Here is an 11,864-nt window from a genome sequence, read left to right as displayed (position 1 = left end):
CCGGACCGGGGGAGTGTTCGACGGGCTCTGATGCGCGCCGGTGGGCTGTGTTCGCGAGCTGTTCGCCGGGCGGGCGCGGTCGCTGCGGGCGGGGGGTTGCCCGCGGGGCTTCCGTGTCACGGTGACTGACACTGACACCGCGACCGACATCGCGATCGGCTCGTGTGCCGGTGACGCCTAGATCCCCCACAGCCGTAGCCGCCACTGACCCACGGCCCGCTGTCGCCCGCTTCCCCTCCTCCAATCCGTCAGAACCCCCGCCGCGCGCCGTTTTCGCGGATCGAGCGTGTCGTTTTCGAAGATCAGGGGAGTCTCGGGGGTCGACCCTGATGCCCTGAACGGCGGGGCGTGTGAACATCGGTGGCATGCCGGAAGCCGCAGCATTGCCCGTCGAGGACCCGCGGCCGCCGCGCAAGCTCTACCGCAGCAGCGACGGACGCTGGCTCGGTGGTGTGGCGCGGGGGCTCGCCGGGCATCTCGGGCTGCCGGTGATCTGGGTGCGGCTGGTGTTCGTGGGGCTGTTCCTCGCGGACGGACTCGGCGCGTTGCTGTACGCGTCGTTCTGGTTCTTCGTGCCACTCGGCGTCGGCGGGGTCGCCGGCCAGCGGCCCCCGTCGCTCGTCTCCACCGAGACCTCGCCGGACGGCCGCCGCAGACTCGTCGCCCGCAAGCCGGACAAGGGCCAGATCGTCGCCCTGCTCCTGATGGTCGTCGTGGCGCTGGTCTTCGTCGGCAACGTGAATCTGGGCAGCGGCGCCAAGGCCTATCTCTTCCCGACCGTCCTCGTCGGCGCGGGCGTCGCCCTCGTCTGGCGACAGGCGGACAACGCCCGCCGCGCCCGCTGGGCCGAGGTCGGCAGCCGCCGCCGTACGCTCAGCCTGCTGCGCGCGGGCGGCGGTGTCCTGCTGGTCACCGCGGGTGCCACCGCGATCTTCGTGCTCCAGGGCTCCGCCGACCACCTCGGCTCGGTCCTCCAGGCGGCCCTCGCGGTTCTCGTCGGCATCACCCTGCTCGCCGGTCCGTACCTCGTGCGGATGACCCAGGACCTCTCCGAGGAGCGCCTGATGCGCATCCGCGCCCAGGAGCGCGCTGAGGTCGCCGCCCATGTCCACGACTCCGTGCTGCACACCCTGACCCTGATCCAGCGCAACGCGGAGAGCCCGAACGAAGTGCGTCGCCTGGCCCGCGCCCAGGAGCGCGACCTGCGCGCCTGGCTCTACAAACCGGAGGGCACCGGCAAGGACGAGGCCGACGAACCCGACACCCTCGCCGAGGCGGTGCGCCGCAGCGCGGCCGAGGTCGAGGACAAGCACGGCGTCCCCATCGAGGTCGTCGTCGTCGGCGACTGCCCGCTCGACGAGAGAATCGGCGCCCAGATGCAGGCCGCGCGCGAAGCGATGGTGAACGCGGCCAAGTACGGTGGCGAGGGCGGCGCCGTACAGGTCTACGCCGAGGTGGAGGGGAAGACGGTCTTCGTGTCCGTCCGTGACCGCGGACCGGGCTTCGACCTCGACTCGATACCCGCCGACCGCATGGGCGTCAGAGAATCGATCATCGGCCGTATGGAGCGCCACGGCGGTAGGGCACGGCTTCGCGCGGTGCCGGACGGCGGTACCGAGGTCGAGCTGGAGATGGAGAGGGCGGAGAAGACGTCATGAGCGACGCGACCGAGACGAACGAACCGGCGGAGCCGACCGGCGGGAGCGCGGGCGGGCGTCACGTGCGCGTGGTCCTCGTCGACGACCACCGCATGTTCCGTACGGGGGTCCAGGCCGAGATCGGCCGGACCGAGGAGACCGGGGTCGAGGTGGTCGGCGAGGCCGCGGACGTCGACCAGGCGGTCACGGTCATCACCGCGACCCGACCCGAGGTGGTCCTCCTCGACGTCCACCTCCCGGGCGGCGGCGGGGTCGAAGTCCTGCGCCGCTGCGCCCCGTTGATGAGCGACGCCGAGCAGCCCGTCCGCTTCCTCGCCCTGTCCGTGTCGGACGCGGCGGAGGACGTGATCGGGGTGATCCGCGGCGGTGCGCGCGGCTACGTCACCAAGACGATCACCGGCACGGACCTCGTCAACTCCATCTTCCGGGTCCAGGAGGGCGACGCGGTCTTCTCGCCCCGCCTGGCCGGCTTCGTCCTCGACGCCTTCGCGTCGACCGACGCCCCGCCGGTCGACGAGGACCTCGACCGCCTCACCCAGCGCGAGCGCGAGGTGCTCCGCCTCATCGCGCGCGGCTACGCCTACAAGGAGATCGCCAAGCAGCTGTTCATCTCGGTGAAGACGGTCGAGTCCCATGTCTCGGCGGTGCTGAGGAAGCTCCAGCTGTCGAACCGGCACGAGCTGACGCGGTGGGCGACGGCACGGCGACTGGTGTGAACCGGCCTCGCAAGAGCCGTACCCCGTAAGGGAGTTCACCCGGGTGTTCACACCACCCGAGTAGCCCCCGCGAACGGCATCTCGTCGATCGGCGCCAGTCGCACCGGAGCCGTCGGGTTCGGTGCGTGGATCATCTGGCCGTCGCCGACGTAGATGCCGACGTGACTGATGCCCGAGTAGAAGAACACCAGGTCGCCGGGGCGCAGTTCAGACCGGGAGACCCGCTGGCCCGCGTTGATCTGGGCGTAGGTCGTGCGGGGCAGGGAGACACCGGCAGAGCTGTACGCGGCCTGCACCAGCCCCGAGCAGTCGAAGGCGTTGGGTCCCGTCGCGCCCCAGACGTAGGGGCTGCCGAGCTTCTGGTAGGCGTAGGAGACGGCCGCCGCCGCACGGGAGTTGGGGGCGTCGGCCGCGGCGGCGGAGGAACCGGGCGCGGCCAGCGCGCCCCGTGCCGTGGCCGACGACCGTGACGCGCGGCCGGTACCACCCGCCTCGCCGACCTGCGCCCGTTGCTGCGGGGTCAGTCCGGACAGCAGCCGGCGGGCCTGGTCCAGCTTGCCGTTGATCGTCTTCTTCTGCCTGCCGAGCTCGGCCTGCCGCGACTTCAGCGAGGTCAGCTCGATGTGGGCGGCGCCGCGCAACTGCTCGATCTCCCGCAACTGTTGTCGTACGAGGGCGACGGCCGCCGTCTGCCGGTGGCCCACCCGGTCGGCGAACTCGGCGCCGTCCAGATACCGTTCGGGGCTGTCGGAGAGCATGAGCTGCACCGCGGGGTCGATCCCGCCGCTGCGGTACTGGGCGGCGGCGACATAACCCAGCGAGTCCCGGGCCGAGTTGAGCTTCTCCGTCTTGCGTGCCGCCTCGTCCCGCAGGGTGTTCAGCTGCTTCTCGGCCGCGTCGGCCTTCTCCTTCGCTCCGTCGTACTTCTCGGTGGCGACCTCCGCCTCCTGGTACAGCTTGTCCACCTTGGCCTTGACCTGCGTCGGTGTCAGCTGTGGCTCGGCGTGCGAGGTCCCGTCGAAGCCCGTCGCCGCGCCCGCGAGGGCGATCGTCGCCGCCGTACGGGCTGTATGGCCGCTGAGCGAGCGCTGTCGGGGCTTGCGGTGCGCTGCCACGTGGACTGCACGTCCTTTCGTACGACCGCCGGGGGAGCGGGCGGTTGCGCGTCCGGCGGCGGTCCACACAGGGGGAGCGGGCCGCCGCCGGACTTCTCGGCGGTGGTGTCCGGCTGCCGCCCCTGGTCCGGGCGGCGGTGGGGAGCCGGTCACCTGGTGGAGGACGCTAAACCTGATGGTGACGGCCCGGTAACGCATGTACACAACTGACATGAGGTGATCGGTAATTGCCCATAAGTGACTGTGATCCCGGTCCGGGGCCGCCGCCTTCACACGGAGCGCTGACCGAAGCGGCGGTTCCGACGCGGGGCGGGACGGCGCGGTGCTATGGGCCGCATATATGCAAGTGCCGGGAAACGGCTGGGAAGCGTGCTCGGGAAGCGCTATGGAGGGGCGGTGTCGGTCGCCCCCGGAGCCCCTGATTAGGCTCCGGACCCATGGACGTACTCATCCATCTCTTCGTCGGCCTGCACATCATCGGCATCGCCGCGCTGCTCGGCGGTTTCCTCACCCAGATGAAGGCGATGGGCCAGGGCACGGCCCGCTTCGTCCCCGGCATGCTGCACGGCGCGCTGACCATGCTGGTCACCGGCGCGATCCTGGTCGGCCTCAACCAGGCCGACGATCAGCACGTCGACAACATCAAGATCGGCATCAAGCTCGCGCTGCTGATCGTGATCCTCGGCCTCGTCTATGTGAAGCGGGACGAGGAGACGGTCGGCAAGAGCCAGTTCGCGCTCGTGGGCGGGCTCACGATGGTGAACATCTTCATCGCGGTCCTGTGGACGTGACCCCGGACGTGGCGGCGAGGTAGAACCGGACCGTCCCCGCGGCGACCACCAGCCAGGCCGCCACCGCGATCCACAGCACCACCTCCCCGGGCGTCCGCAGCCACGAGACGTCCACGGCGGTCCCCACGGACAACATGGTCGCCGCCGTCATCCCCAAGGGGAACACCGTCGACCAGCGCCGCACGTCGTAGCGCGGCCGCGGCCAGGCGACCTCGGCGGCGACCAGGACCACGCACCAGGCCACGTCGAGCACCAGCAGCGCCACGGTCACGGCCCGCAGGACGCCCCGGTCGTCGGAGTTCCACAGGTACAGGCGCGCGCCGTCGGCGGCGATCAGCTTCGACCCGGCCAGCGCCGAGACGGCCAGCGCGCCGCCGACGATCCAGTGGTCCCCGGCCCCGACGATCAGCTGCCGCCATTCGAAACGGGCGAGTGCGAAGCCGTAGAGCACCAGCCCGAACCAGAACAGCACCAGCGCCGTGTGCGCGAGCCAGGCCACCGACTCGGCCCCGGCGATCGTCGCTCCCAGCACGGCCAGCGACTGCGTGGCGACACAGCCCAGGAACACGGTCCCGGGCATGCGTCCCTTCCAGTTCCGTAGGACCCGCACGAGCAGCCAAGGCCACAGCACCGCGGCCAGCGCCAGCAGCGCCTCCGCGACGGTCTGCCAGCCCGCGATCGAAAAACGCGTCCCCAGTACGGCGGTCGCGGCCGTGGCGGTCAGCGCGCCGGGTGTCCCCGCCTCCGCGAGCCACCGCCGCCGGTCCCACAGCAGCCGTACGGCGAAGTCCGCGGCCAGCCCCAGCCAGAAGGCGCAGGCCATCGCGAAGGCGATGCGGGACAGCACCTCGTACCCCGTGACACTGAGGCCGACCGACATGATCGCGGTCGCCATCACGACGGCCCCTGCCGCCGGCGGACGCTGGGCCCACCAGGCGCGGAAGCGGGAGATACCGGTATCGGGCATGGACCGATGCTAGGGAGCCGCCCCGGTGCGGACGGCGGGCCACGCGCGCGTGGAGCTCAAAAACACCTGCACGCGTGTGTGCACGTCGAGAACCCGCTCAGGCCGGTCGCACCACGCTGTGGATGATCGACGTGCCGCCGTAGAAGATCGACTCCTCGCGCACGTAGGCGCCGGGCTTCGGGGCGTGGATCATCATGCCGTCGCCTACGTAGAGACCGACGTGGCTGATGTCGTCGTGGAAGAAGACCAGGTCACCGGGTTGGGTGTCGTCCAGGGAGACCGTCGTGCCGGCGTCGACCTGGTCGGTGGTGGCGCGCGGGAGGGTGACGCAGGCGGCTTTCCAGGCGGCCTGGGTGAGGCCCGAGCAGTCGTAGGAGCCGGGGCCGGCGGCGCCCCAGACGTACGGCTTGCCGACCTGGGCGCGGGCGAAGGCGACGGCCTTGGCGGCCTTGGCGGCGTACGAGGAGTCGGAAGGGATGCCCTTCGCCGTTTCCGCCCGCCGCTTCGCGAGTGCCGCCGCCTTGGCCGCGGCCTCCTGCTGCCGCTTCTGCTCGGTCAGTTGCGACAGCAGTTCGCGCGCGGTGGAGAGCTTCTTCTGGACGGTCGCCTTGGCCGTCCTCAGGTCGCTCTGAGCGCCGCGTGGGGCCTGGAGGCTGTCGGTCGTCTCTTGACGGACCGCGTCCTTCCGGCGACCGGTCAGCCGGCTCATCAGCTGGGCCTGTTCGAAGTAGCCGTGCGGGGTGTCCGGGAGCAGGAAGGTCGAGGCGTCCGGGGCGGAGGCCTCGGCGCGGTACTGCGCGGCGGTGAACGAACTCAGCCGCTCCCGCACGGAGTTGAGCTTCTGCGCGTGCCTCGCCACGTCGTCCAGGAGGCTGTCCGCGCGCTTGCGCCGCTTGGCCGCGTCGTACGTCTCGGTCGCCGACTCCGCGTGCCGGTAGAGGTCGTCGACCTTCCGCTCGACCTCGCCGGGGCCCGGGTCGCCGTCGTCGGTGGCGGGGGTCCGTATGCCTGCGATGCGCTTGCCCGCGGAACGCGGCTTGCGGTGCGACGACGCCAAAGGAGGCGACTCCTTCCAGATGGTGCCCTACGGTCCGTGCCACGCAAGGGAGTTGGACCGGTTCACCCCAGGTCGGCGGGGGCGTGCGGCTTGAACGCACGCTAACCAATTCGTGTGGCTTGTGTGAAGGTTGGTGTTCGATATGTCTGACATGTCTCCGCGACCTCGGTCACACGCGAGACCGGCCATCGCTGATCGTGACCGACTGGTTCTGGTCCGTGAATTTTACCGAGTTCCTGGGGTGGCGGCCGGTTGTCAGTGCGGCGCCCTAAACTCGGAGAGCGATGAGCAGCCTCTTTGACGACAGCTTCCTGGCGGATCTCCAGGGCCCTCGGGCCCACGAGGGAGAGCCCCCGCCCCCGCCCGAGGACGAGCACGGACCGGAGCCGATTCCGGACGACCTGTTCGGCGGGAAGTTCGACGTGCCCGCGAGCAGAGACGCCCACTACCGGGACGGCGCCCCGCGCCCCGTGGTCGACCCGGCCGCACTCCTGGACGGGCTGAACGAGAACCAGCGCGCGGCCGTCGTCCACTCCGACACCCCGCTGCTCATCGTGGCCGGCGCCGGCTCCGGCAAGACCCGCGTGCTCACCCACCGCATCGCCTACCTCCTCGGCGAGCGCAACGTGCACCCCGGGCAGATCCTCGCGATCACCTTCACGAACAAGGCCGCGGGCGAGATGAAGGAGCGCGTCGAGCAGCTCGTCGGCCCGCGCGCCAACGCGATGTGGGTGATGACCTTCCACAGCGCGTGCGTCCGCATCCTGCGCCGTGAGTCGAAGAAGCTCGGCTTCACGTCCTCGTTCTCGATCTACGACGCCGCCGACTCCAAGCGGCTGATGGCCCTGGTCTGCCGCGACCTGGACCTCGACCCGAAGCGCTTCCCCCCGAAGTCCTTCAGCGCCAAGATCTCGAACCTGAAGAACGAGCTGATCGACGAGGAGGACTTCGCCGCTCAGGCCGCCGACGGCTTCGAGAAGACCGTCGCCCAGGCCTACGCGATGTACCAGTCGCGGCTGCGCGAGGCCAACGCCCTCGACTTCGACGACCTGATCATGACGACGGTCAACCTCCTGCGCGCCTTCCCGGACGTCGCCGAGCACTACCGCCGCCGTTTCCGCCACGTCATGGTCGACGAGTACCAGGACACCAACCACGCGCAGTACGCGCTCGTGCGCGAGCTGGTCGGCACCTCCGAGCACCCGGTCGACGTCCCGCCGAGCGAACACGACCTGCCGCCCGCCGAGTTGTGCGTCGTGGGTGACGCCGACCAGTCGATCTACGCTTTCCGCGGCGCGACGATCCGCAACATCCTCCAGTTCGAGGAGGACTACCCGAACGCGACGACGATCCTCCTGGAGCAGAACTACCGCTCCACGCAGACGATCCTGAGCGCCGCCAACGCGGTCATCGAGCGCAACGAGTCCCGCCGCCCCAAGAACCTGTGGACCAACGCGGGCGCGGGCGCGCAGATCACCGGCTATGTCGCGGACACCGAGCACGACGAGGCGCAGTTCGTCGCCGAGGAGATAGACCGTCTCACCGACGCGGGTGACGCGAAGGCCGGAGACGTCGCCGTCTTCTACCGGACGAACGCCCAGTCCCGTGTCTTCGAGGAGATCTTCATCCGCGTCGGCCTGCCCTACAAGGTCGTCGGCGGCGTCCGCTTCTACGAGCGCAAGGAGGTCCGGGACGTCCTGGCCTACCTCCGCGTCCTGGCCAACCCGGAGGACGCGGTCCCGCTGCGCCGCATCCTCAACGTCCCCAAGCGCGGCATCGGCGAGCGCGCCGAGGCGATGATCGACGCCCTCTCGCAGCGCGAGAAGATCAGCTTCCCGCAGGCGTTGAAGCGCGTCGACGAGGCCTACGGCATGGCCGCGCGGTCGACGAACGCGGTCAAGAAGTTCAACACGCTGATGGAGGACCTCCGTACGATCGTCGACTCCGGCGCGGGACCGGCGACGGTCCTGGAGGCGATCTTCGAACGCACCGGCTACCTCGCCGAGTTGCAGGCCTCGACCGACCCGCAGGACGAGACCCGCATCGAGAACCTCCAGGAACTCGCCGCCGTGGCCCTGGAGTTCGAGCAGGAGAACAGTGGCGGGGAGAGCGAGAGCGAGACGCCGGTCGGGCTCGCCGCCTTCCTGGAGCGGGTGGCCCTCGTCGCCGACTCCGACCAGATCCCCGACGAGGACGAGGACGGCTCCGGAGTCATCACGCTGATGACCCTGCACACCGCCAAGGGCCTGGAGTTCCCGGTCGTCTTCCTCACCGGCATGGAGGACGGCGTCTTCCCGCACATGCGCGCCCTCGGCCAGGCCAAGGAGCTGGAGGAGGAGCGGCGCCTCGCGTACGTGGGCATCACGCGCGCGCGTGAACGCCTTTACCTGACACGGTCTTCGCTGCGCAGCGCCTGGGGACAGCCGTCGTACAACCCGCCCTCCCGTTTCCTGGAGGAGATCCCGGCGGCGCACCTGGAGTGGAAGCGGACCGGTGCCATGGCGGCCCCGCCGTCGACGGGTCCGGCCTCGGGCATCGCGGCCTCGCTGTCCTCGTCCCGATCGCGCTCGTCGGCGTCGGGTGCCTCGGGCTTCGCCACGCGCCGGACCTCGGAGAAGCCGGTCGTGGCACTGGCCGTCGGCGACCGGGTCACGCACGACCAGTTCGGACTCGGCACGGTGGTCGGCGTGAACGGCACGGGGGCGAACGCGGAGGCGACGGTCGACTTCGGGGAGCCGAAGCCGAAGCGGCTGCTGCTGCGGTACGCGCCGGTGGAAAAGCTGTAGCCCGTAAGGGAGTTGCCCTTAGCTGCCCTTAAAGGGGCTGCCTGGTAAGGAAGTTGGGGTGGCTGGGGCGGCTTACGTCGGGTCGAGTCCGTGGCTGCGAAGCCACGGGAGCGGGTCGATCGCCGCCCCGCCCGCCGGGCGCACCTCGAAGTGCAGGTGCGGGCCGGTGGAGTTGCCCGAGTTCCCGGAGTACGCGATCGGGTCGCCGGCCTTCACCGTCGTACCGGAGGCGACCCGGTAGCTGGAGAGGTGGCAGTACCAGGTCTGCGTGCCGTCCTTCTCCGTGAGGATCAGCATGTTGCCGTAGGCGCTGTTCCACTTCGTGCTGACGACGCCGTCCGTCGCGGCCATCACCGTCGTGCCGTACGAGACGGGGAAGTCGATGCCCGTGTGCACGGACATCCAGTTGACGCCGGCCTGGCCGAAGTAGGCGCTGAGGCCCCTCTGCGTCACCGGCAGCACGTACTTGGGGCGCAGCCGCTCCTTGCGGGCCGCCTCCGCCGCCGCCTTCTTCTTCTCGGCCTCCTGCTGGGCCTTGAGGTCGATACGTTCCTGCGTACGGCTGGCCCGGTCGGCGAAGTCGTCGGCACCGGCCGACAGGCTCTTGATCTGGGCGTCCAGCTTGTTGTTCGCGACGGACGGCTTGACCGAGGTCGCGTCCGAGGCGGAGGCCGTGGTGTCACTGCCCCCGGTCAGCGTCCCGACGGACGCGGCGGCGATCCCGGCGACACCCATCACACACGCGGACGGCACGGCGATGGTCATCAGCGCGGACCGCTTCGGGGGCGTACGACGGCGGGAACGGCTCCCGTTGCGGGACGCGGCGCGCGAGCCGACCGGGGCCGTGGCCGGGGTGAACTCCTCCTGATCCTCGAGGAGTTCGGGGTCCTGCGGGGGCCCGTCCTGTTCCGGCTCGGCCTCGTCGAGGGCGGGCATCTCGCCGGTGGCGGTCAACTCGCCGTCTTCCGGGGCGGGTTCGTCGTACGTGCCCTCATGCGTCCCGTCGTACGACGCCTGTTCAAAGGTGGTGGTCGCGTCGGCGGCGGTGCCGTCGGCGTTCCACTGCGTGGCGTCGTACGCGCCGGTGTCGAAGGCCTGCGTGCCCCATTCCCACTGCTGGGTCTGGTCGGCGGGGGCCGCTGCGGAATGGGCCGACTGGTCCGGCTGGAGCCAGGCGTTCGCGTCCCTCCCCCAGAGGGGGGACCCCCAGCCGCTGACGTCGGCACCGGTCTGCGGCGGGATGGCGGACAGCTGCTGGTAGTCGGCCGACCAGGCGGAGGTCTCGTAGGCGCCCGTGTCGTACGTGGCGTGGTGCTGGGCCGCGTACGGGTCGTAGTTCAGGGTGTGTTGGGCACCCGTGGACCAGGCCGAGGAGTCGTAGGCGCCGGTGGTGTGCGAGGCGGTTGTGTGCGACCCGGTGTCGTGGCCGTGGCTGTCACCGTTGCCCGGCATGTCGCCGAAGAGGGGGTCGGAGGCGAAGCTCGCGGTGGCCTGGCCGCCCGCGTCCGGGTGGAAACCCGTGGCGGTGTGGTCGCCGTACGTGGTGAAGTCACCGTACTGAGCGTCCTGTCCGCCGTACGACGCGTAGTGCGCCGAGGTGGCATCGGAGGAAGCCGGAGCCGGGGTGGTCATGGTCCCCGACGGGTGACGATCGTTCACCAACTTCTCTATTCGCCTCGACAACAGGGGCTGCCAGAGCAGTGCGGTGGACTGTACCCGGCAGTATGCGGGCGCGACAATCTTCGTCAGGTTTCGCGTCAGCCGGAAACGGGCATTCGGCCGTGTTTCGGGGGACGACGGGCACGGGTTTGGCCTTGGGTTCGAATAGCGTTCGATCTTCGGGGCGCCGCGTGCCCGCTGTCGGTGTCCTGTCAGGCCACTGTCAGGCCGCCGGTGTGGCCGCGGGCGCTGGTACCGGTGTGGGTCGCGGCCGCGGTCTCCGGCAGCGGAGTGTCGAGGGCCTGGCGGATGCCGGTCGCGACGGCCGGGTGGACCGGCAGGGCGAGGTGGCCGATGCCGCTGACCTGTACGTTCTGGGCGATCAGGTCGGGATGGTCGATGCAGGCCGTCTCCAGCGGCTCCATCAGGTGGTCGAGATCGCTCCAGAAACTGACGAAGTGCGTACGGCAGCCGGGGGCGGGGCGGGCCAGTTCCTCGATCACCGGTGAGCCGGGCCGCATCTGGCGGACGATCGGGTGGGCGTTGGCCAGCGGGACCACGGCCGTGCCGGAGTGCGGGGTGCCGAGCGTCACGAGCGTGCGGACCCGCAGGTCCCCGCCGAGCCGCTGCACGTAGTACCGCGCGATCAGCCCGCCGAGGCTGTGCCCGACGATGTCGACCTCCTTGCTGCCCGTGCGCTCGCAGATCTCCTCGATGTGCCGGCCCAGCAGCTCGGCGGCGGTGCGGATGTCGCAGGTCAGCGGCGAGTAGTTCAGGGACTCGACCTGCCGGCGGCCGTGCTGGGCCAGGGAACGGCGCAGCAGCACGAAGACCGAGCGGTTGTCGATGAACCCGTGCAGCAGCACCACCGGCGGTTTCGCCTCGGTCGGCAGCTGCGTCGCGTCCTCGGGCGAGGGCGGCTCGGGCAGCGGATCCCGGCGTTCCTGGGTGATGCCGGAGGGATAGAGGAGAAGGTGGCCCGCGAGGATCACGATCTCCAGGGCGGTCGCTTTCAGGAGGGTCATCGAGAGGCCCGCCAGCCTGCTGGGCAGGAGGCGCTGACAGAGGGGGAGAAAGGGCGGTGCAGCCCCGGTGACCTTCATGGCCGACCTCCT

Annotated in this window: 9 protein-coding genes; 4 read left to right on the top strand and 5 right to left on the bottom strand. The window is 70.4% G+C overall.

The genetic code is table 11. The features are described 5' to 3' along the window. The first annotated feature begins 365 nt into the window (after positions 1–365). Positions 366–1,658, top strand: coding sequence for a PspC domain-containing protein (locus OG714_RS20840; RefSeq protein ID WP_406123043.1), 1,293 nt, complete (start codon positions 366–368; stop codon positions 1,656–1,658). Next, a complete protein-coding gene (locus tag OG714_RS20835) occupies positions 1,655–2,374 on the top strand; it encodes a response regulator transcription factor (protein WP_327401845.1) in 720 nt (239 codons plus the stop codon). The genes OG714_RS20840 and OG714_RS20835 overlap by 4 nt, the downstream gene beginning before the upstream one ends. Before the next feature lie 47 nt (positions 2,375–2,421). Here the strand turns inward: OG714_RS20835 and OG714_RS20830 are convergent, their stop codons facing one another. Continuing rightward, positions 2,422–3,489, bottom strand: a complete 1,068-nt coding sequence (locus tag OG714_RS20830) for an NlpC/P60 family protein (RefSeq protein WP_406123040.1) — start codon at positions 3,487–3,489, stop codon at positions 2,422–2,424. Between the two features lie 437 nt (positions 3,490–3,926). Between OG714_RS20830 and OG714_RS20825 the strand changes: the two genes are divergently transcribed. After that, positions 3,927–4,280, top strand: coding sequence for a hypothetical protein (locus tag OG714_RS20825; RefSeq protein WP_406123038.1), 354 nt, complete (start codon positions 3,927–3,929; stop codon positions 4,278–4,280). Here OG714_RS20825 and OG714_RS20820 read toward each other — a convergent pair. Both OG714_RS20820 and OG714_RS20815 read right to left on the bottom strand, forming a co-directional pair. Beyond that, positions 4,258–5,247, bottom strand: coding sequence for a tellurite resistance/C4-dicarboxylate transporter family protein (locus tag OG714_RS20820; protein WP_406123036.1), 990 nt, complete (start codon positions 5,245–5,247; stop codon positions 4,258–4,260). The two genes, OG714_RS20825 and OG714_RS20820, sit on opposite strands and share 23 nt — an antisense overlap. 97 nt (positions 5,248–5,344) lie before the next feature. After that, positions 5,345–6,304, bottom strand: a complete 960-nt coding sequence (locus tag OG714_RS20815; protein WP_406123034.1) for a C40 family peptidase — start codon at positions 6,302–6,304, stop codon at positions 5,345–5,347. Positions 6,305–6,588: 284 nt separating this feature from the next. Here OG714_RS20815 and pcrA point away from each other — a divergent pair, with 284 nt between their 5' ends. Then, positions 6,589–9,090, top strand: coding sequence for a DNA helicase PcrA (pcrA, locus tag OG714_RS20810; RefSeq protein WP_406123032.1), 2,502 nt, complete (start codon positions 6,589–6,591; stop codon positions 9,088–9,090). Between the two features lie 72 nt (positions 9,091–9,162). Here pcrA and OG714_RS20805 read toward each other — a convergent pair whose 3' ends face one another. Then, a complete protein-coding gene (locus tag OG714_RS20805; protein ID WP_406131897.1) occupies positions 9,163–10,722 on the bottom strand; it encodes a M23 family metallopeptidase in 1,560 nt (519 codons plus the stop codon). Between the two features lie 239 nt (positions 10,723–10,961). Then, positions 10,962–11,852: an esterase/lipase family protein gene (locus tag OG714_RS20800; RefSeq protein ID WP_406123030.1), complete on the bottom strand. Its 891-nt coding sequence runs from the start codon at positions 11,850–11,852 to the stop codon at positions 10,962–10,964. Positions 11,853–11,864 lie beyond the last annotated feature (12 nt).

The organism is Streptomyces sp. NBC_00989 (assembly GCF_045162655.1).
In the GTDB taxonomy this organism is placed as follows: domain Bacteria; phylum Actinomycetota; class Actinomycetes; order Streptomycetales; family Streptomycetaceae; genus Streptomyces.
This window is presented reverse-complemented; position numbering and strand designations above follow the sequence as displayed.